The sequence below is a fragment of the Ruegeria sp. BG7 genome (assembly GCF_056535685.1).
In genome coordinates this window covers 2,027,367-2,045,084 of record NZ_JBQFIU010000001.1, presented here as the reverse complement: position 1 = coordinate 2,045,084, position 17,718 = coordinate 2,027,367, and the positions used below count along the sequence as shown (strand labels likewise).

The 17,718-nt window shown below is 57.3% G+C and carries 25 protein-coding genes and 1 pseudogene; 18 read left to right on the top strand and 8 right to left on the bottom strand.

The features are described 5' to 3' along the window. The first annotated feature begins 1 nt into the window (after nt 1). Both ACR3EH_RS10180 and ACR3EH_RS10175 read left to right on the top strand, forming a co-directional pair. Nucleotides 2–268 carry a hypothetical protein gene (locus ACR3EH_RS10180; protein ID WP_171096559.1) on the top strand — a complete coding sequence of 89 codons (267 nt, stop codon included), beginning with the start codon at nt 2–4 and terminating at the stop codon, nt 266–268. Nucleotides 269–278: 10 nt separating this feature from the next. After that, complete coding sequence (locus ACR3EH_RS10175; RefSeq protein ID WP_171188136.1) at nt 279–923, top strand: DUF1523 family protein; 645 nt, start codon at nt 279–281, stop codon at nt 921–923. A gap of 47 nt (nt 924–970) precedes the next feature. Here ACR3EH_RS10175 and ACR3EH_RS10170 read toward each other — a convergent pair. From ACR3EH_RS10170 to ACR3EH_RS10155, 4 genes and pseudogenes are all read right to left on the bottom strand, one after another. Further along, nucleotides 971–1,531, bottom strand: a pseudogene (locus ACR3EH_RS10170) (flagellar basal body P-ring protein FlgI); the annotation flags it as partial. Nucleotides 1,532–1,983: 452 nt separating this feature from the next. Continuing rightward, nucleotides 1,984–2,412, bottom strand: a complete 429-nt coding sequence (locus ACR3EH_RS10165; protein ID WP_171188134.1) for an Lrp/AsnC family transcriptional regulator — start codon at nt 2,410–2,412, stop codon at nt 1,984–1,986. A gap of 54 nt (nt 2,413–2,466) precedes the next feature. Further along, a complete protein-coding gene (locus ACR3EH_RS10160; protein WP_171676407.1) occupies nt 2,467–3,786 on the bottom strand; it encodes an MFS transporter in 1,320 nt (439 codons plus the stop codon). Nucleotides 3,787–3,789: 3 nt separating this feature from the next. Further along, nucleotides 3,790–4,047, bottom strand: a complete 258-nt coding sequence (locus ACR3EH_RS10155) for a metal-sensing transcriptional repressor (protein WP_171188131.1) — start codon at nt 4,045–4,047, stop codon at nt 3,790–3,792. Between the two features lie 133 nt (nt 4,048–4,180). On the opposite strand from ACR3EH_RS10155, the gene ACR3EH_RS10150 reads away from it, so the two are divergent. The 7 genes from ACR3EH_RS10150 (at nt 4,181) to ACR3EH_RS10120 (ending at nt 8,951) form a co-directional block, all read left to right on the top strand. Beyond that, complete coding sequence (locus ACR3EH_RS10150) at nt 4,181–4,795, top strand: ribonuclease D (RefSeq protein ID WP_171096545.1); 615 nt, start codon at nt 4,181–4,183, stop codon at nt 4,793–4,795. After that, nucleotides 4,792–5,754 (top strand): KpsF/GutQ family sugar-phosphate isomerase, encoded by a 963-nt coding sequence (locus tag ACR3EH_RS10145; protein WP_171188129.1) that lies wholly within the window; start codon nt 4,792–4,794, stop codon nt 5,752–5,754. The genes ACR3EH_RS10150 and ACR3EH_RS10145 overlap by 4 nt, the downstream gene beginning before the upstream one ends. 11 nt (nt 5,755–5,765) lie before the next feature. Continuing rightward, nucleotides 5,766–6,365, top strand: a complete 600-nt coding sequence (gene lptC, locus ACR3EH_RS10140; RefSeq protein WP_171188127.1) for an LPS export ABC transporter periplasmic protein LptC — start codon at nt 5,766–5,768, stop codon at nt 6,363–6,365. Nucleotides 6,366–6,440: 75 nt separating this feature from the next. Next, a complete protein-coding gene (locus tag ACR3EH_RS10135; protein ID WP_371732102.1) occupies nt 6,441–6,854 on the top strand; it encodes an LptA/OstA family protein in 414 nt (137 codons plus the stop codon). Beyond that, nucleotides 6,854–7,612: an LPS export ABC transporter ATP-binding protein gene (gene lptB, locus ACR3EH_RS10130; RefSeq protein WP_171188125.1), complete on the top strand. Its 759-nt coding sequence runs from the start codon at nt 6,854–6,856 to the stop codon at nt 7,610–7,612. The genes ACR3EH_RS10135 and lptB overlap by 1 nt, the downstream gene beginning before the upstream one ends. A gap of 252 nt (nt 7,613–7,864) precedes the next feature. Further along, the gene (gene hpf, locus ACR3EH_RS10125; protein WP_050605577.1) at nt 7,865–8,428 is read left to right on the top strand and encodes a ribosome hibernation-promoting factor, HPF/YfiA family; all 564 of its coding nucleotides are present in this window, start codon (nt 7,865–7,867) and stop codon (nt 8,426–8,428) included. A 58-nt stretch (nt 8,429–8,486) separates the two neighbouring features. Continuing rightward, entirely contained in the window at nt 8,487–8,951 is a 465-nt protein-coding gene (locus ACR3EH_RS10120; protein ID WP_171096653.1) for a PTS sugar transporter subunit IIA, read from the top strand. Nucleotides 8,952–9,007: 56 nt separating this feature from the next. Here the strand turns inward: ACR3EH_RS10120 and dalA are convergent, their stop codons facing one another. Further along, the gene (dalA, locus tag ACR3EH_RS10115) at nt 9,008–9,523 is read right to left on the bottom strand and encodes a divisome-associated lipoprotein DalA (RefSeq protein WP_171096538.1); all 516 of its coding nucleotides are present in this window, start codon (nt 9,521–9,523) and stop codon (nt 9,008–9,010) included. Between dalA and ACR3EH_RS10110 the strand changes: the two genes are divergently transcribed. The 3 genes from ACR3EH_RS10110 (at nt 9,522) to ACR3EH_RS10100 (ending at nt 10,615) form a co-directional block, all read left to right on the top strand. Further along, the gene (locus tag ACR3EH_RS10110; RefSeq protein WP_256367977.1) at nt 9,522–9,647 is read left to right on the top strand and encodes a hypothetical protein; all 126 of its coding nucleotides are present in this window, start codon (nt 9,522–9,524) and stop codon (nt 9,645–9,647) included. The two genes, dalA and ACR3EH_RS10110, sit on opposite strands and share 2 nt — an antisense overlap. A gap of 46 nt (nt 9,648–9,693) precedes the next feature. Further along, nucleotides 9,694–10,293, top strand: coding sequence for a L,D-transpeptidase family protein (locus ACR3EH_RS10105; RefSeq protein ID WP_171188123.1), 600 nt, complete (start codon nt 9,694–9,696; stop codon nt 10,291–10,293). A gap of 139 nt (nt 10,294–10,432) precedes the next feature. After that, nucleotides 10,433–10,615: a hypothetical protein gene (locus ACR3EH_RS10100; RefSeq protein WP_010442520.1), complete on the top strand. Its 183-nt coding sequence runs from the start codon at nt 10,433–10,435 to the stop codon at nt 10,613–10,615. A 128-nt stretch (nt 10,616–10,743) separates the two neighbouring features. Here the strand turns inward: ACR3EH_RS10100 and hemH are convergent, their stop codons facing one another. Next, nucleotides 10,744–11,793, bottom strand: coding sequence for a ferrochelatase (gene hemH, locus ACR3EH_RS10095; RefSeq protein WP_171188121.1), 1,050 nt, complete (start codon nt 11,791–11,793; stop codon nt 10,744–10,746). 57 nt (nt 11,794–11,850) lie between these two features. Continuing rightward, nucleotides 11,851–12,681, bottom strand: coding sequence for an SAM-dependent methyltransferase (locus tag ACR3EH_RS10090; protein ID WP_171188119.1), 831 nt, complete (start codon nt 12,679–12,681; stop codon nt 11,851–11,853). On the opposite strand from ACR3EH_RS10090, the gene ACR3EH_RS10085 reads away from it, so the two are divergent. The 4 genes from ACR3EH_RS10085 to ACR3EH_RS10070 are packed head-to-tail and all read left to right on the top strand — an operon-like array spanning nt 12,680 to nt 15,007. Beyond that, a complete protein-coding gene (locus ACR3EH_RS10085; protein WP_171188117.1) occupies nt 12,680–13,426 on the top strand; it encodes a ComF family protein in 747 nt (248 codons plus the stop codon). The two genes, ACR3EH_RS10090 and ACR3EH_RS10085, sit on opposite strands and share 2 nt — an antisense overlap. A gap of 38 nt (nt 13,427–13,464) precedes the next feature. Continuing rightward, nucleotides 13,465–13,722: a glutaredoxin 3 gene (grxC, locus tag ACR3EH_RS10080; RefSeq protein ID WP_171648567.1), complete on the top strand. Its 258-nt coding sequence runs from the start codon at nt 13,465–13,467 to the stop codon at nt 13,720–13,722. Next, a complete protein-coding gene (locus ACR3EH_RS10075; protein ID WP_171188113.1) occupies nt 13,722–14,552 on the top strand; it encodes a carbon-nitrogen hydrolase family protein in 831 nt (276 codons plus the stop codon). Before grxC ends, ACR3EH_RS10075 begins: the two co-directional genes overlap by 1 nt. 14 nt (nt 14,553–14,566) lie before the next feature. Next, on the top strand, nt 14,567–15,007 hold the full coding sequence (locus tag ACR3EH_RS10070; protein WP_171188112.1) for a MarR family winged helix-turn-helix transcriptional regulator: 441 nt from the start codon (nt 14,567–14,569) through the stop codon (nt 15,005–15,007). 3 nt (nt 15,008–15,010) lie between these two features. On the opposite strand, the gene ubiG is transcribed toward ACR3EH_RS10070, so the two are convergent. Then, entirely contained in the window at nt 15,011–15,757 is a 747-nt protein-coding gene (gene ubiG / locus ACR3EH_RS10065) for a bifunctional 2-polyprenyl-6-hydroxyphenol methylase/3-demethylubiquinol 3-O-methyltransferase UbiG (RefSeq protein WP_171105911.1), read from the bottom strand. 48 nt (nt 15,758–15,805) lie between these two features. Here ubiG and pip point away from each other — a divergent pair, with 48 nt between their 5' ends. Beyond that, nucleotides 15,806–16,783 carry a prolyl aminopeptidase gene (pip, locus tag ACR3EH_RS10060; RefSeq protein ID WP_171188110.1) on the top strand — a complete coding sequence of 326 codons (978 nt, stop codon included), beginning with the start codon at nt 15,806–15,808 and terminating at the stop codon, nt 16,781–16,783. Then, a complete protein-coding gene (locus ACR3EH_RS10055; RefSeq protein WP_171188108.1) occupies nt 16,780–17,601 on the top strand; it encodes an ABC transporter substrate-binding protein in 822 nt (273 codons plus the stop codon). Before pip ends, ACR3EH_RS10055 begins: the two co-directional genes overlap by 4 nt. Nucleotides 17,602–17,718 lie beyond the last annotated feature (117 nt).

Below are 17,718 nucleotides of genomic sequence, written 5' to 3'. Positions count from 1 at the left end.
TATGATCGGATTGTTGCGCCTGTTGCTGATCTTGCTGGTGATTCAGACGATTGCCTATGTTGCGCTGTCTTTCTATTCGCGCGGCATTCGGCGGCGTAAGCTGGAGGACTGGTGGGACGAAAAAGGCAAAACGGGCAACAAAGAAGCCTTTGTCGAACGCGGATTGCATGTGTATGACAATTCGTTCCGGCGTAAACTGATCCTGGGTGTCTATATTGTGCCGTGGGTGGCGATTAGCGCGCTGATCTACATTGTGAATTACATGTGAGGAATTAGGCATGGCCTATGTGAAATGGGCGTTCATTATTATCTTCTGGGGCACGATTGCGGTGGTCCTGCAGTACTCGTTGCCGCAGCATGACATTGTGCGCATCGTCAATACCTATGAAGAACGGCAGGATCTGAACGACTGGACCCGGATTTTCTGGTCCGAGCCGCAGGATCAATCCGCGAGCCTGGCCAATCGGGACGTGCAGTTCATTCAGGCTGTGCGCGACAGCGGTAAGCCCATAGTTTATCGAAACGAGGATACCGGCTGGGGCTGGCCCCCCTATTTCAAGTTCGACACAGCCAACCTGTATACCGAAGCCAATGATGCCAAATCGACCAAAGAGAACCCGAAATGGGTGGTTGTTACTCATTACGGCTGGCGTAACGAGTTTCTTTCGATCTTTCCAAACGCCATCTTCATCAACCATGTGGATGGGCCGGATGCGCGGATTATCCCTTGGTTCAATATCATCTTCCTGACGATTTTCGCCGCTGTGGTCTGGGCGATATGGGTGCGCTGGCGCAGGTTCCGGCAAGCCCGGATCGACCCGATGATCGAAAATGTGGAAGACGGGCTTTATGCGGCGGGTGACGCTATTGAAGAACGACGCACCAGGTTTCGGCGCTGGCTGGACAGCTGGAAGTCAAAATAGAGCGAAAGAGGCGTGCAATCAGCACGCCCTTATTGCGTAACGGCCCGTCACCTGACGATGAACTCTGCGTGTAACGCGCCCGCTGCCTTTATGGTTTTCAAAATGTCGATCATGTCCTGAGGCGACACGCCTAGTGCATTCAAACCTGCAACCACTTCGGACAGGGTTGTGGCCTCGGGGATTTCGGCAAGACCGGTGCCTTCTTCCTCTTCGATGCCAGCGATGGTGCGGGGTACGACCACTGTTTCACCCCTGGCAAACGGGTTGGGCTGCACGGCAATTGGTGCCTCTTGCACTGTTAACGTCAGATTGCCCTGAGAGACAGCGACGCGCGAAATGCGGACCTCTTGTCCCATTACAATCGTGCCGGAACGCTGATCGACGACGACACGTGCCTTTGATTCTGGTTCAACCAGTATGTTTTCGATACGCCCGATGGCATGGGCAGTTGACACCGCCTGTGTTGCAGCGACGTTAAGCTCGACCGTGCCGGAATCCCGCATGATGGCCACGGCCCTGTTGAACTCGGTATTGATTGCAGATTCGATCCGCGCGGCAGTGGTAAAATCGGGTTCTCTCAGCGCAAGACGCATTTGGGTCAGGGTCGAACATTGTTTCGATCGAGCGAAAACCCTTGCCATGCCAGCGGTAGTTAATCTGGAAACAGCCCACATCAAAGCTGCGCGCGCCTGCCTTGAAAATCTTGAACACATAGGTTTTGGCCTCGCTTTCAGAGGTGAACCAATACCCTTTACCTTCAACATTGATGGTCCACGGCCAGGGCAGGAACTGCCCGTCTACAGTACGACCTGTTTCAACACGTGAAATCGCGCGCAGAACGTCCAGCGGTACCCCTTCGGACAACGCCGCACGCCGTGCAGCCTGATCACACAGATCCCCGGTGTGCGCATTGGGCATGGCAAAGCCTGCTTGGGCTGCCGCCACAAGCATGAGCATGAAAAAGAACGGGATCTTTTGAATTGGCATTCTGCCGGTCCGGGATTCTGATCTGTCCCGGCCAAGCTAGCCAATGATCGGTTTACAGAGAGTAATCGGGGCTTCAATTTCGATCAATCCTGCGCCCGAAGACAACGCTGGTATTGGTGCGCAGGACGCCGGGGATCTTGGCCAGGTCGTCGACCAGAATGTCCAGATCTTCCAACCGGGGTGCCTCAGCCGAAAGCATCAGATCAAATTCACCATTGATGGACAGGCACAATTTAACCTCAGGATAAGCTTCAAGCCGCTTGACGATACGGGTCGTCTCTTTCTGTTGCACCTCAAGCATAACGATGACCTGCACTTTGGGAGTGTCTTCCGTTGACCCAAGGCGCACGGAATACCCCGTGATCACGCCGCGTTGCTCCATCCGGTTGATCCGTTCATGAACCGTCGTACGGGCCACACCCAGCGTAGCCGCAATCTGCGTGGTCGAGGCCCGGGCATTGGCTTGCAGGGCGGCGATAATGCGGCGGTCTAGCTGGTCCATTGGGGCTCCGGCTGATGGGTGCGGTTTCGGTGTAGGGCAGATCGGGGCAGCTGCTCAAGATCTGTGCGGCACGTTCGGATGAAGGTCGTCGATGATAATTGGGTGTGCGTGCGGGCCTGATCCGGTCAGATGCGGGTGATCGGCCGGCAGATCAGGGTGATCGTGTTCAATCACTTCCTGATCAAGGCGCGGCCATAAACTGAACGCGCCAACCACACCGGCCACAGACAGCGTTGCCATACTGCTGAGCGCCACTGTTGGTCCGAATGCAGTCATCAGCCACCCTGCAAGCGGGTAAAGCACCAGCCAACAGCCATGCGACAGGGTAAACTGAGCTGCAAAAACAGCGGGGCGGTCTTCGGGATGAGCTGACCGGGTCAGCAAGCGACCCGAGGGTGTCAGAGTGGTGGAATATCCAAAACCGGTAAACGCCCACAACAAGGTCAGCAGGCCAAGTGACAAGGGAACAGTTGCTGCCAGAATCGCGGCCACAGCTATGGACCCTGTGGCAAAAACGGCCCCCGAGATCATAACCCAACGATCCTCGATCCGATCCAGAAGGCGGGGCAGGGTAAAGGCGGCCAACATCGAACCACCTCCGAATCCGGCCAGCGCAATGGCCACTGCGCTTTCTGACAGTCCCAGATTGGCGCGCACGATGACCACGGTATTGACGATCACCATCGAGCTCAGCGCAGCCGCGCTCCAGCTGAGTGCGAGCAACCCGCGCAACCGGGGTGTTTTCAAATAGATTCGAATACCGCGTGTGGTGCGGTCATAGATTCCGCGGGGTTTGGTGGGTTTGGGCGACGGAAGGACGACCGAGACCACTAGCAATGCCGAAGCGACAAAGCCCAATGCCGTCCCCCAGAACAAGCTGTTGAAGCTGACCAGCAGCAGCAGGGCTGCAGCAAACATCGGGCTCAGCAGGCTTTCCATATCGTAAGCCAGGCGCGACAGGGACAGGGCCCGTGTATATTCCGCTTCATCCGGCAACACATCAGGAATCGTTGCCTGAAAGGCAGGTGTGAACCCTGCCGAAGCCGATTGCAGCACAAAGATCAACACGTAGATCTGCCAGATTTCCGTCACGAAAGGCAGGCACAGTGCAACGGCCGCGCGGATCAGGTCCAAAACGACCAGCATCTTGCGGCGATCCAAACGTTCGGCGAAGGCGGCCGCCAGCGGTGCAACGGTGACATAGGCAATCATCTTGATCGTCAGCGCAGTGCCCAGGACCAGGCCCGCAGCATCCCCCGCCAGATCGAATGCCAGCAGGCCCAGGGCAACAGTCGCCAATCCGGTGCCTGTCAAGGCGACGATCTGAGCGGCGAACAGGTGGCGGTAGGTGCGGTTCTTCAGAATGCTCAGCATGGCTTAGAGGTATTTCGTAATCGCTTTGAAATCTTCGATCCCGCTGCCAGCGTCTTCGGCGGACAAGCAATGATCGATGTGATCGTGAATCAACGCGCGTTTGGCATTGGTGACAGCCTTTTCCACGGCGAACAACTGTTGGGCAACGTCCGAACAGGGGGCCTGGCTTTCCAGCATGGCAATGACTTTGGCCAGGTGCCCGTGGGCGCGCTTTAGTCGGGCCGTGATTTGTGGATGCGACTCATGAGTATGATTAGGCATGGTATATCCTTATCCCCCCCATGGGGATAAGATCAAGAGCCTGGCGCTGAACAGCCCGCGATTTTTGGACGGCGTTGAGTTTAGGGGCCAAACCGCCTATCTCGGGGACAATAGCGCTCAGAGGATTAGTCGCGTGGCGAACCATTTGTACAAAAACGATCTGCCCGACGGGCTGGATCTGGGCCCCGTTGTGGCCATTGACTGCGAAACCATGGGTTTGAACCCGCATCGCGACCGCTTATGCGTGATCCAGATGTCGGGTGGTGATGGCAACAGTCACATCGTTCAGGTTGAAAAAGGCCAAACCGAAGCACCAAACCTGTGCGCCATGCTGGAAAACCCTGACGTGCTTAAGCTGTTCCATTTCGGGCGGTTTGACATCGCAGCCATGTACCACACCTTTGGTGCGTTGGCCGCTCCGGTTTATTGCACCAAGATCGCCAGCCGTTTGGTGCGCACATACACTGACCGCCACGGCTTGAAAAACTTGTGTCAGGAACTGATCGGTGTCGACATTTCGAAACAACAGCAGATGAGCGATTGGGGAGCCGAGTCTCTGACAGATGCTCAACTGGACTATGCAGCCTCGGATGTTCTGTACCTGCACCGTCTGCGGGATGAATTGAACAAGCGCCTTGCACGTGAAGATCGGACCGAGATGGCGCAAGCCTGTTTTGATTTCCTTCCGATGCGTGCGAAACTGGACCTCGCAGGCTGGCCCGAAACGGATATTTTTGCACACTCATGACTGATAACGAGTCCTTTCTGAAAACCGCCCGTCAGGTCGTTACAGATGAAGCCCGCGCGCTGGACGTGTTGGCCGAAAGTCTGGACGACCATTTTGCAGAAGCCGTGCAAATGATCCTGCAGGCGAAGGGTCGCATCATCGTGAGCGGTATCGGTAAATCGGGTCACATCGGGCACAAGATAGCCGCCACCTTGGCCAGCACTGGTACGCCAGCCTATTTTGTGCATCCGGCCGAGGCCAGCCATGGTGATCTGGGCATGGTCTCCAAGGGTGACGTGGTATTGGCGATCTCGAATTCGGGCGAAGCGCCAGAACTTGCCAATCTGCTGGCCTTTACCCGCCGGTTCGGGATTCCGCTGATTGGTCTGTCCAGTAAGCCTGAAAGCACGCTGATGAAACAGGCGGACGTGCATCTTCTGATCCCGTCTTTGGGTGAGGCATGCGGCTTTGGCATGGTGCCTTCGATCTCGACGACATTGACCTTGGCAATGGGCGACGCGTTGGCGATTGCTTTGATGAAGTACCGGGATTTCAAGCCCGAGAATTTCCGTGACTTTCATCCAGGTGGTAAACTTGGCGCGCAGCTCAGCAAGGTGCGCGATCTGATGCACGCGGATATGCCTGTGGTCACGTCCGGCACTCCGATGAGCGAGGCTTTGTTGGTCATGAGCCAAAAAAGCTTTGGTGTCGTTGGTGTCACCGATGATGCAGGCCGCCTGCTGGGCATTGTCACCGATGGCGACTTGCGCCGCAATATGGACGGCTTGCTAGACAAGAGCACCCAAGAGGTCATGACCCGTGATCCAATGACGATTGCGCCAAACGCGCTGGCGGAAGAGGCCGTTGCGATCATGAATGAGCGCAAGATAACCTCTTTGTTCGTGGTCGACCCTGACGCTGACGGACAGGCGCAGGGCTTGTTGCACATCCACGACTGCCTGCGCGTCGGTTTGGGCTGAGGGAGGGCGACGTGGACAGATATTCCCGCATGGTGCAGTTCCTGAAGGTGCTGTTGCCGCTTGCGGCGATTGTCTTGCTTTCCACCGTCTTCTTGCTGTCCCGCAGTATCGAAACAAATGTATCTGTGCCGTTCGCGCAAAATGACATCGATGAACGGCTGGCGCAGCAAGTTGTAACTCAGCCAAACTATCAGGGGACCACGCGCAAGGGTGAGGACGTTCATATCGAGGCAACGCAAGCGACGCAGGGCAACGAGAACGCGACCCCGACTGCCTCAGAATTCCGTGGCCGGTTTGGCTTGCTGAGCGGTGGAACGATACTGCTGGACTCCAACTCGGGTTTAATCCGCCCTGACGAAGGCACAGCCACTTTTGTCGGCGACGTGGTGATCACCACCGCTGACGGGCTTCAGGTCACAACCGATCTACTCAACACATCTTTGGATGAAATCCGCGGCGACACACCGGGACAGGTGAATGGTACCGGGCCGATCGGCAACTTTTCCGCCGGGCGCATGACTTTTGGGACGGAAAAAAAGGATGGTCCGGTCCATATTGTTTTTACAGATGGTGTGAAGCTGATATACGAGCCTGAAAAGGCAGAAAGATAACTTGTGTTCGATTTTCGTTTTGTTCCACTGTGTCTCGCTGTAATCGCGGGTACCGCGACCGCGCAAGAGTCGCAGGTGGCCTTTGGTTCTGCAAATGCCGACCCAAGCCTGCCGGTTGAGGTGACTTCGGAGACATTGAACGTCAATCAGGAAGATGGATCTGCCGAGTTCATTGGCAATGTCATCGTTGTGCAAGGCGAAATGCGGCTTACGGCGGAACGTGTTCTGGTGATCTACAACCAGGAACGCTCGGCCATTGAACGGATGGAAGCGACCGAAAACGTGGTTCTGGTCAGCCCACCGGACGCAGCCGAAGGGGATTGGGCAGAGTACACAATCGATTCCGGTGTGATTGTGATGAAGGGCAATGTCCTTCTGACGCAGGGACCCAGCGTCATCAGTGGCGATCAGATGAACGCTAATCTGACAACAGGCAAGGCGACCATGACCGGGCGGGTCAAAACGATCTTGCAGCAGGGCAACAACTGATGGCGGGTCCGAGCCTGACATTGGCCGAAGGCAGTTCAGGCCTGCGCATCGAGAAGCTGCGAAAATCTTACCGGAAAAAGACGGTTATTCGCGATGTCTCGATGACGCTGGACCGGTCCGAGGTCGTAGCGCTTTTGGGGCCGAACGGGTCAGGCAAGACCACGACCTTCTATTCCGTCGCAGGGCTTGTGTTTCCCGAAGCAGGTAAAGTGACAATTGATGGTCAGAACGTCACAACTCTGCCGATGTATCGGCGTGCACGCTTGGGGATCGGCTATTTGCCGCAGGAAATGTCGATTTTCCGCGGTATGAGTGTCGAAGACAACATTGCCGCTGTATTGGACATTACGGTTCCGCACGCACACAGGCGTAAGGAACGCCTGGAAGAACTGTTGTCGGATTTTTCCATAGAACATTTGCGCCGCGCGCCCGCTTTGGCCCTGTCCGGTGGTGAACGCCGCCGTGTCGAGATCGCGCGCTGTTTGGCGGCCGATCCGAAATATCTGTTGTTGGACGAACCTTTTGCAGGGGTTGATCCGATCAGTGTCGGGGATATACGACATCTGGTGGCCGACCTCAAAAAACGGGGAATCGGTGTGCTGATCACGGATCACAACGTCCGGGAAACGCTGGAAATTGTGGATCGCGCCTATATCCTGCATGACGGCCAGGTGCTGATGTCCGGCACGCCCGACGAAGTTGTCGAAAACGAGAATGTGCGTCGGGTCTATTTGGGCGAAAACTTCCGTATTTCATAGGCTTGAACCGGTTTGCATCAGATGCATGACGGAAATCGCGTATATACACGCCTGTTTTGATTGACTCTTCCTTCGTCTCTTGCCTCAATTGGACTATGGCATTTACTCGGTTCCAGTCTGGATCTCGATCTCCCTTCTTTGAAGGGCAGGATTTAAGGCAACCGCAGAAAATGCCGCGACCCCCCACCCGATAAAAACAAGTTCGTCGCGTACCGTGACGTCAGAATGGGTGTGAATTGTGAAGGAGATCACATGCGTTACCAAATCAGCGGAAAACAGATCGACATCGGCGCGGCCTTGCAGACACACGTGCAAACCGAGCTGGGCGAGGTTGTGGGCAAATATGCTCAGCGGCCGACAGATGCCAACGTCGTCTTTTCCCGTTCAGCGCATGAATATGTATGCGAGACAACGGTGCACCTGTCCACGGGCCTGACAGCCCAGGCCAAGGCGCACGCTACCGAGATTTACGCAGCGTTTGAGGCATGCTGCGACAAGATGGAAACCCAATTGCGCCGCTATAAGCGCCGCCTGAAGGACCACCACAAGGACCGGGCAGAGCCGGTTGAACTCTTTGGTGCGTCCTCTTATATCCTCGCCTCTGACGAATCGGACACGGCGGACGAGCCCGAATCGCTGCAGCCCATGATTGTGGCTGAGATGGAGACGAAAATTCCGTCTCTGAGCGTTGGGGAAGCCGTGATGCAAATGGAACTTGCTGGCGCTCCGGTGCTGGTGTTCAGGAATGAGAACAAGGATGGATTGAACGTTGTCTACCGTCGCGACGACGGTAACATCGGCTGGATCGATCCGTAACAGGCAAGAAAACGGGGCCGCACCCGCACATGCGGGTGCCGTGCCATGGAGCGTGATCATGGAGCTTTCGAGCATACTCAAGCCCGAGGCAGTGCGTGTACTTTCGGCCGCTTCCAGCAAGAAGCGGTTGTTTCAGGAAATCGGCGACGTTGCCGCCGCGACCCAGGGCCTTGATGCCCAGGCGGTTGTCGACTCTCTGCTTGAGCGCGAAAGCCTTGGGCCAACCGGAGTTGGACATGGCGTCGCGCTGCCCCACGCGCGACTGTCTGAACTTGAGGCGGTTTCAGGCGTCTTCGTCATGCTGGAAAAACCGATCGATTTCGGTTCGGTTGATCGTCAGCCGGTGGATATTGCCTTTGCGCTGTTCGCGCCTGAAGAGGCGGGTGTGGATCACCTCAAAGCGCTGGCTTTGGTGTCGCGTACGCTGCGGGATACCTCGGTCTGCACCAAACTTCGGGCGAACCCCGATCCGGTTAAGCTCTATGCAATTTTGACCGAAGCTCAATCCATGCAAGCTGCATGATGGAATAAAAAAAGCCCCCAAAATTCGGGGGCTTTTTGCAAAATCTCTGAACTGGATCAGCCGCCGGTTCCCATTTCCAGCGTCCACCAGATTTTTCCACCATTTTCCTGATGCCAGGCGAACCCCATCTGGGTTGCCTTCGGGTCCATGATCACAGCGCGCGGTCCGGGTTCTTGCATCCAGGCCGCCAGTGTCTCGGTCTCGGTCTCGTAGGTTTCGGAAATCGCTTCGCCAAGGAATGTACCAAAATATCCGACCCGCGCGGCACGATCGATTGGGGACGACCCATCCGACCCAAAGTGCCAAGGGCGGTTCTGGCGTGCCATATCCTTTGAGTGAGTCGCAGCGGCCGCGTTCAACTGAGAGTTCAATTGCACAGATTGCAGGCCCTGAGCCTGACGCAAGGCATTGACCGAATCAAGCATTCGGAATTGCAGTTTTTCGGGATTGCCGCGGATTTTGTAGACCGTGGGCAAGGGGCGGCCATCCGCACCAATAGTGGTGGGCTGGGTGCTTGTACATGCCGCAAGCGCGACAAAGCAAATCAACAGTAAAGAAACGATACGCGTCATGATCGACCTGATAATTGTGTTGTCACCCGGCATAGCGTGCCTGACTGCGCTGAGCAAACGTACATTCGTCTATACTCGCGTGATTCTGCCGGTTTGGTTTGCGACTGAAGCATTCTCGCAATAGAATGGACCAGATTTCAGAGCTTACTAGAACACAGGACCCGTTCGTCATGGTCAAAAAGCGTATTCTGTCACCCACGCGCCGGGTGTTTCTGTCCGGTGTAACCGCCTCGCTGGCGACACCGGCGCTGGCGCAATATATTCCAGGCGACCCGCTGCGCCCTGCACCCGAGCCCGAACCGCCCGTGCGCCGGAATGTGTCAGGGTTTCGTGCTCTGGACTGGCAGCCCTATTTCTCGAACACGAGGAACGGAGCAATTTTGGTCGATACAGTGTCACGCGCGCTGCATTATTGGTCAGATGATCAATCTACATACAAACTCTACCCCTCTTCGGTGCCTTTGACCGAAGAGATGACCCGTCGCGGGCGCACCAGCGTGATCCGCAAAGTTGAAGGCCCCAGTTGGTCGCCGACACCGTCGATGAAGAGAAGAAATCCGGAATGGCCCGACTATATCCCGCCGGGGCCAGATAACCCTCTGGGAACGCACGCTTTATATCTGGGCTGGAAATATTATCGCATTCACGGCACCCACGATACGCGCAAAATTGGGCGACGTTCGTCGAATGGCTGTATTGGCCTCTTCAACGATGATATTGCTGAACTGTTTTCTATGGCGAAGGTCGGCACGCAAGTGTTGCTAATTTGACGACATTTTCCTTCGCGAAGCCGCTTAGCGCTCAAGTTGCAATTGCAATCCAGCGCCAATGCTGATTAGAAAAAAACACGAGGTAAGTCTTAGGTGCGCGGTTCCGGGCATTGGAACCGTGCAAATTCTGGAGGTTAATATGAAAAAACTCGTTCTCGCCGCAGCTCTGACCGCCGCAGCTTCGACCGCATACGCTGGCAACCTGGAAGAGCCGGTTGTTGAAGCACCTGTTGTTGTTGAAGAAACTCAAGGTTCGTCGCAGGGCATCATCCTGCCGCTGATCCTGCTGGTTGTTGTTGCTGCTGCTGTTGCTGCAAGCTAAGCCAACACGGAATTCTTGAAAAAGGCGGTGGAGCAATCCACCGCCTTTTTTGTTTCTGAAAGCCAAAACAGGCGAAAAGCGTTCAAAACCAATTGAATCGCTCGCGCCGTGCGTTGTGTTCCGCAAAGCTAGTCCATCCAGCCGCGAAGATTGTCCTCGACGACCTTGCCCAGGGCGGCGATATGTGCGTCGTCGTCGTTCAGACAGGGGATGTAGGTGAAGGTTTCACCGCCTGCTTCTTCGAAGCTTTCCTTGATCTCTTCGTTGATCTCTTCGAGCGTTTCGATGCAATCGGCCGAGAAGGCAGGGGCGATGACGGCAATGTTCTTCTTACCTTGCTTTGCCAGATCTGCCACGTGATCCACTGTGTAAGGCTTTAGCCACTCTTCCGGACCGAATCGCGACTGAAATGTCGACACAAGCTGGTCATCAGACCAACCCAACCGTTCTTTCAGCAGCCGGGATGTCTTTGCACACTGGCAATGATAGGGATCCCCTTGCTGAAGATAGCGATCCGGCATTCCGTGGTACGAACAGACAAGAATGTCGGGTGTTGTCTCCATATCCGCATAGGCGCGCTCAACAGATTGCGCCAGCGCGTCGATGTAACTGGGCTGGTCGAAATAGGCGGGCACGGTGCGGGATGCTGGTTGCCAGGCTTCGTTCATCAACGCGCGGAAAAACTGGTCGTTGGCCGTGGCCGTCGTTGCGCCGGCGTATTGCGGATAGAGCGGGAAGAACAGAATGCGGTCACACCCTGCGGCCACCATCTCGCGTACTTTGGATTTGGTTGACGGGTTGCCATATCGCATACAGAAATCGACCATTACCTGGTCGCCGTACCGGTCATGCATCGCCGCCCGCAGCTTGGCGGTCTGATCCTTGGTAATCGTCATCAATGGGCTTTCACCTTTGTCGTGATTCCAGATCGATTTATAAGCTTCGCCCGAGCTGAAAGGCCGTTTGCTCAGGATTATGGCCTGCAGAATCGGCTGCCATTTCCATTTCGGATAATCGATGACACGCTGATCTGACAGAAACTCGTTCAGATACCGCCGCATGGGCCAATAGGTGTAATCGTCCGGCGTGCCCAGATTGGCCAGCAAAATGCCGACGCGACCCATCCTGATCTTGGGATGATCCGTAGGAGCGTGTGCGGGGCGGGTAGCATCGAACATATGGGACTTCCTGAATTTCTAGTGGTCCGGCCTGAGATAAGGGGATTTATCCGCACGTCAATCAGGCAGTTTGCCCTCGGTGGTGCGCAAGGCGTCAGCCAGACGGGCTTGGGCCGATCCCGGGCGCAGCGGTTTGGGTTGGCTATCGTGCGGCGACCATCCGGTCAGGCAGATCAGGTCGAATGTTGCTGTCAGGCGGCCTGAAGCGGTCGAAAAGTGATCCGCATAGATACGCTGCGCGGCTTCGAACACAGCCCGTCTGGTCGGGCGCTTAAGCCGTGCAGACAAGGCGTTGGTTTCACCCATATGGCGCAGATCGCGCATCAGATGCCAAATGTCGCGGTATTCCGCCGTCAGCGGCACTGAATCCGCTACAGGCAAAGCCAGACCGGCCCGTTGCAACAATCCACCCATGTCTCGAAGTTCCGCCATCGGAGCGATGCGAGGGCTCAGGCCGCCCGTGATCTCAATCTCAGCCTGTCCCAATGCGGCGCGCAGTTCGTGCAAAGTTTCCCCGCCCAAACACACGACCAGCAAAAGCCCGTCGGGCCGCAATGCCCTGTGGCATTGGATCAGCTGCCCAACCGAATCATTGGCGCAATGCAGGGCCATTGCGTGGATGACCAGATCATGGGCGCCGGGCTGAAGCGCCAGCACGTCGTCATCCTGGACCAAGGCAGCACCGGAAAGAACGCCGTCCCAAAGCCGCGGAAACGAGCTCACGATCGCAGGCGCTGTAAAGGCTTTGTTAACCATAGAGAGCCGATCCTGCACCTCGTCAATTACGGCGCGATGCAGGAAGAAGGCGTCATCCTGTGCACGGGCGCGGTGGCGCAGGATGGTTTTGCGATCAAACAGAGAGGGTGCGTTGGGCTCGGGCAGTTTCATGGCACGCAAGTATCGCATCGCGCAGCGGATTCAAACCGCACTTGCACTGATTTACCCGTCCCGCTGCATGGGATGCGGCGCGCTGACCGAGTCAGATTTTGGGCTGTGTGGATCCTGCTGGCGTGAAACGCCCTTTATTGGAGGCACCGTTTGCGAAAGCTGCGGAGTGCCGCTGATGGGTGCGCAGGACGGGTATCGGATTGAATGCGACGATTGTCTGAAAGCCCCACCGCCATGGGATGCTGGTCGATCAGCGTTGATGTATGATGGCAAGGCGCGGACATTGGTCCTTGCTCTGAAGCATGGTGACCGGCCCGAATTGGCTCGCCCAGCAGCCCGTTGGATGGCGCAAGCGGGGCGTGAACTGCTTCGACCGGATATGGTGATCGCCCCGGTGCCGCTGCATTGGTCTCGTCTGCTCAAACGGCGCTACAATCAGTCGGCCCTGTTGGCGCAGTATCTGGGTCAGGACAGTGGGCTGGACTGTGTGCCTGACCTGTTGGTGCGAAACAGACGAACACCGGTTCTGGATGGCAAAACGGCGCAAGAACGGGCCGAGGTTTTGAAAGATGCGATTCGCGTCCACCCGCGCAGGGCAAGGCATCTGAAAGCCCGCGACGTGTTACTGGTGGATGATGTGATGACCTCTGGCGCGACTTTGGCCGCCTGTACCCGTGTGTGTCAGGCCGCAGGGGCAAATCATATTTTCGTGTTGGCACTGGCGCGCGTTGCCAAGGATGCCTAATTCGCCCAAGATTGCGCGAAACCCGAAGGGAACGGAAAATGAAGCCGGTAGAAATCTATACCTCGCCGCTATGCGGTTTTTGTCATGCGGCCAAACGTCTGCTGAAACAAAAAGGCGTTGAGTTCAAGGAAGTCGACGTGCTGATGCACCCCAAACGCAAACCCGAGATGATCCAGCGGGCCGGTGGCAAACGCACCGTGCCGCAGATTTTTATCGGCACAGAACATGTGGGTGGTTGTGACGATCTGTATGAACTGGAACGTCAGGGCAAGCTCGACCGGCTGCTGGCGGCCTGATGAAGACCGCGCTGCTGCAGATCACCTCGTCGGACGATCCGGCCGAAAATTTGGACATGGTGCGCGCCATGATGGCTAAGGCCGCCGGGCAAGGCGCGCGGTTCATTTTGACGCCTGAGGTTACGAACTGCGTTTCGACCAGCACCACGCGGCAGCGCGAGGTTCTGCAGCATGAAGAAGACGACATCACCCTGGCGGGCTTGCGCGAAGAGGCCGCCAAACTGGGTGTGTGGCTTTTGATCGGTTCGCTGGGGATCAAAACCCATGACGCGGATGGCCGCTTTGCCAACCGGTGCTTCATGATCGACCCGCAGGGTCAGGTCGTAGCGCGCTATGACAAAATCCACATGTTCGACGTGCAGGTCACGGAAACCGAGACCTTCCGCGAATCGGCCAATTACCGGCCCGGCGACCGCGCGGTTGTGGCTGAGACCGATTTTGGCAAGGTGGGGCTGACCATCTGCTACGATATCCGCTTCCCACATTTGCACGCTGCTCTGGCGCAGGCGGGGGCACGCATCCTGACGGTTCCAGCAGCGTTTTCACCTGTGACTGGTGCCGCGCATTGGGAATCGCTGTTGCGCGCCCGCGCGATCGAGACCGGGTGTTGGGTGCTGGCTCCGGCACAGACCGGAGAACATCCCAAGACGCGCGGAAAAACCCGCTACACGCACGGCCACAGCATGGTTGTCGCCCCGTGGGGGGAGGTGCTGATCGACGCAGGTACCGATCCGGGCATTCACATTTTCGATTTGGATGATAGTTCTGTGACAGAGGCGCGCCGGCGTGTGCCCTCCTTGACGCATGTGCGGCCTTTCGAAGGGCCATGATCCAGAACTGAGCTATGACGTACGAAAAAAATGCCCTGGCGGTCACGCTGTTCAGCGAGATTCTGACTGCAGACCAATTGTTGCGCAACCGGCTGAGCCGGGTGCTGCCCAAGGGCATGGAAATCTCGCATTTCTCGGTGCTGAATCATCTTGTCTTTGTTGGGGATGAGCGGACCCCGGCGCAACTGGCCAGCACCTTCCACGTCACGCGCGGAGCCATGACAAACACCTTGGCCAAGCTGGAATGGGCCGGATACATCCACATCCGCCCCGACTGGGACGACGCCCGCCGCAAGATGGTGGCGATCAGCCCCGCCGGTCGGCGGGCACGGGATCAGGCGATTTCGTCGATTGCCCCGCTGATCAACCGCGTGGTCGGAGAGCTGGGGCTGGAGCGTGTCCGCAGCACGCTGCCCGTACTGAGAGATTTACGGTTGCAGTTAGAGGGGGAGTAGGATTCACCCCGGCTTCACACTCGCCGTCACGTAATTCACGCTTAGATCCCGGTCTGAGATCGACCAACTCCACAGAATCGGGTTGAACACGAACCCCTTGCGATCCACCGGGTCCAGCCCGGCCTGGCGCAGTAGCTCGAACAGTTCGTCAGGTGTGATAAACTTGTTCCACTCATGCGTGCCGCGGGGCAGCCAGCGCATGACGACCTCGGCCCCGAAGATGGCCATCGCATAGGATTTCGGATTGCGGTTGATGGTGGAACAAATCTGCAGCCCGCCGGGTTTCAGCAAGTGTTGCGTGGCGGTCAGGTAACTTTGCGGGTCGGCGACATGCTCGACAACTTCCATGTTCAGCACAACGTCGAACTGCTCACCAGCGGCGGCCATGTCTTCGGCCGTTGTGTGGCGATAGTCAATCTCCAAGCCCGATTGTTCCGCATGGATGCGGGCGACAGGCAGATTGCGTTCGGCTGCGTCGGCGCCCACGACCGTCGCACCCAAGCGCGCCATCGGTTCACTGAGCAGCCCGCCACCGCAGCCGATATCCAGCAGGCGCAGGCCCTCGAACGGGTTCGGCGCGGTCAGATCACGGTCAAACTCACCTGCAATCTGCTGTGTGATATAATCCAGACGGCACGGATTCAGCATGTGCAGAGGTTTGAATTTCCCGTGAGGATCCCACCATTCTGCCGCCATCGCCTCGAATTTTGCGATCTCGGATGGGTCCACCGTGTTCGGATGCGCTTGCATTCCTGTCTCCGTGTGCTCTTTTACGCTTAAGGACTATATAGGGCCATAATGGACAAGTACCCGGACCAAAAGCGCGCAGTTCAATATCTGTACCCGCCGATCGACCCGTTCGATCAGCGCATGGTCGATATGGGCGATGGGCACCGTATCTATGTGGAACAATGCGGCAATCCCGATGGGATACCGGTTGTTATCCTTCACGGCGGTCCAGGGGGCGGCTGCAGCCCTGCTATGCGGCGCTATTTTGATCCGCGTGCGTACAGGGTGATTCTGTTTGATCAGCGCGGATGTGGTCGGTCCAGACCCACCGCATCGGTCGAAAACAACACGACGTGGCATCTTGTCGCTGATATCGAGCGGCTGCGCGAACTGTTCGAAATTGATGAGTGGATCGTGTTTGGCGGAAGCTGGGGGGCGACGCTGGCGTTGATCTATGCGCAGACGCATCCGGATCGGGTCAGCCGTCTGGTGCTGCGCGGTGTGTTTCTGGCCACGCAGGCCGAGCTGGATTGGTTCTATGGCGGCGGGGCCGGGCGGTTCTGGCCCGAGCACTGGCAGAAGTTCACTGCCCTGCTGCCCGAGGGTGAGCTGGACGATACAATTGCCGCTTATAATAAGCGCCTGTTCTCGGGCGATCGCGCGACCGAGATCCTGTATGCACGCGCCTGGTCGCATTGGGAAAACGCGCTGGCCTCGATCCATACCAACGGATCGGTGGGCGAAAGTCCGGGTGAATACGCCCGCACCTTTGCGCGGCTCGAGAATCACTATTTCATCAACAAGGCGTTTCTGGAGAGGGATGGGCAGATTCTGGATCAGATGGACCGGATCGCCGATATTCCCGGACATATCGTTCAGGGGCGGTATGACATGATCTGCCCGCCTCAGGCTGCATGGAATCTGGCTGAGCGCTGGCCCAATGCCGAGTTGAAGATGGTGCGGCAGGCGGGACATGCGCTGTCTGAACCCGGCATCAGCGCCGAGCTTGTGCGCATCATGGATCGCGTGGCGGAGGGTGTGGCATGACCCGGATTGACCGCCGTGCCTTGTTTGCCTCGGGTGCCGCTGCCGCGCTGCTGGCGGCGACCGGTGCGTCCTTGGCGGATACGCCGAAGAAAGGCGGCACGTTGCGGCTGGCCGTTCCGCGCGACGACAGCCTTGAACAAGTTGCACGCGGGGCTGTTTTCGACACTCTGACCGAGATCGCGCCTGACGGAACGTTGCGGGGTGAGCTTGCAACAGGGTGGCAGACCGATGCCGACGCACGGATCTGGACCTTTGATCTGCGCGATGATGCGGTCTTCCACGACAGCGCGCCGTTGGAAATTGCCGACGTTTTGTCCGTTCTAGCGGAAGTTGGTCGTGCCGAAGCCATGGCCCCCAATCGCGTGCACTTGGAATTGGCTCAGGCCAGTCCGGGTCTGCCGTTCATGTTGGCGGACAGCCGGTTTGTTATTACGCGAGCGGGGCAAACTGTGTCGCCATTGCACGCCGCCAACGGCACTGGCTGTTACCGCGTAGAACGGGCCGAGGATGGACGGCATTTCCTCGGTCGCCGCGTGGCTGGGCATTACAAGGATGGTCAGGCCGGATGGGTCGATGCGATAGAGGTCATCGTGATCCCGGATGCCAAAGTACGAGCCGAAGCGCTGCGCGATGGTTATGTAGATGTGGCGGCTCTGCCGGATAACGCGGAAATGCAGGGCGTGCGCGGTCTTCGGTTTCACCCGTCCGAGGCGGACCTGGCCCTTGCTGTAGCTGGCGCTGTCGGGATGCCACGCCAGATTGCCGGGTCGTCGGTGCTGGACGATGGCCGTATCGCAGAACGGTGGTGGATGGCGTAAATCTGATTGCGACTCCCGCCGGGGGTTGCAGACTCGGACCATCCTGCGTATATGCAGTTTCAACAGCGGCGCGTTGGACTTCTGGTTCAAGGCTCCACCGGAAAATTCGACGGGCCG

What these genes read in the sequence shown, in the direction of transcription:
- ACR3EH_RS10180 (WP_171096559.1), top strand. Translation starts at nt 2, where the DNA reads ATGATCGGATTGTTGCGCCTGTTGCTGATCTTGCTGGTGATTCAGACG.
- ACR3EH_RS10175 (WP_171188136.1), top strand. Translation starts at nt 279, where the DNA reads ATGGCCTATGTGAAATGGGCGTTCATTATTATCTTCTGGGGCACGATT.
- ACR3EH_RS10165 (WP_171188134.1), bottom strand. Translation starts at nt 2,412, where the DNA reads ATGGACCAGCTAGACCGCCGCATTATCGCCGCCCTGCAAGCCAATGCC.
- ACR3EH_RS10160 (WP_171676407.1), bottom strand. Translation starts at nt 3,786, where the DNA reads ATGCTGAGCATTCTGAAGAACCGCACCTACCGCCACCTGTTCGCCGCT.
- ACR3EH_RS10155 (WP_171188131.1), bottom strand. Translation starts at nt 4,047, where the DNA reads ATGCCTAATCATACTCATGAGTCGCATCCACAAATCACGGCCCGACTA.
- ACR3EH_RS10145 (WP_171188129.1), top strand. Translation starts at nt 4,792, where the DNA reads ATGACTGATAACGAGTCCTTTCTGAAAACCGCCCGTCAGGTCGTTACA.
- lptB (WP_171188125.1), top strand. Translation starts at nt 6,854, where the DNA reads ATGGCGGGTCCGAGCCTGACATTGGCCGAAGGCAGTTCAGGCCTGCGC.
- hpf (WP_050605577.1), top strand. Translation starts at nt 7,865, where the DNA reads ATGCGTTACCAAATCAGCGGAAAACAGATCGACATCGGCGCGGCCTTG.
- ACR3EH_RS10120 (WP_171096653.1), top strand. Translation starts at nt 8,487, where the DNA reads ATGGAGCTTTCGAGCATACTCAAGCCCGAGGCAGTGCGTGTACTTTCG.
- ACR3EH_RS10110 (WP_256367977.1), top strand. Translation starts at nt 9,522, where the DNA reads ATGATCGACCTGATAATTGTGTTGTCACCCGGCATAGCGTGCCTGACT.
- dalA (WP_171096538.1), bottom strand. Translation starts at nt 9,523, where the DNA reads ATGACGCGTATCGTTTCTTTACTGTTGATTTGCTTTGTCGCGCTTGCG.
- ACR3EH_RS10105 (WP_171188123.1), top strand. Translation starts at nt 9,694, where the DNA reads ATGGTCAAAAAGCGTATTCTGTCACCCACGCGCCGGGTGTTTCTGTCC.
- ACR3EH_RS10100 (WP_010442520.1), top strand. Translation starts at nt 10,433, where the DNA reads ATGAAAAAACTCGTTCTCGCCGCAGCTCTGACCGCCGCAGCTTCGACC.
- hemH (WP_171188121.1), bottom strand. Translation starts at nt 11,793, where the DNA reads ATGTTCGATGCTACCCGCCCCGCACACGCTCCTACGGATCATCCCAAG.
- ACR3EH_RS10085 (WP_171188117.1), top strand. Translation starts at nt 12,680, where the DNA reads ATGGCACGCAAGTATCGCATCGCGCAGCGGATTCAAACCGCACTTGCA.
- ACR3EH_RS10090 (WP_171188119.1), bottom strand. Translation starts at nt 12,681, where the DNA reads ATGAAACTGCCCGAGCCCAACGCACCCTCTCTGTTTGATCGCAAAACC.
- grxC (WP_171648567.1), top strand. Translation starts at nt 13,465, where the DNA reads ATGAAGCCGGTAGAAATCTATACCTCGCCGCTATGCGGTTTTTGTCAT.
- ACR3EH_RS10075 (WP_171188113.1), top strand. Translation starts at nt 13,722, where the DNA reads ATGAAGACCGCGCTGCTGCAGATCACCTCGTCGGACGATCCGGCCGAA.
- ACR3EH_RS10070 (WP_171188112.1), top strand. Translation starts at nt 14,567, where the DNA reads ATGACGTACGAAAAAAATGCCCTGGCGGTCACGCTGTTCAGCGAGATT.
- ubiG (WP_171105911.1), bottom strand. Translation starts at nt 15,757, where the DNA reads ATGCAAGCGCATCCGAACACGGTGGACCCATCCGAGATCGCAAAATTC.
- pip (WP_171188110.1), top strand. Translation starts at nt 15,806, where the DNA reads ATGGACAAGTACCCGGACCAAAAGCGCGCAGTTCAATATCTGTACCCG.
- ACR3EH_RS10055 (WP_171188108.1), top strand. Translation starts at nt 16,780, where the DNA reads ATGACCCGGATTGACCGCCGTGCCTTGTTTGCCTCGGGTGCCGCTGCC.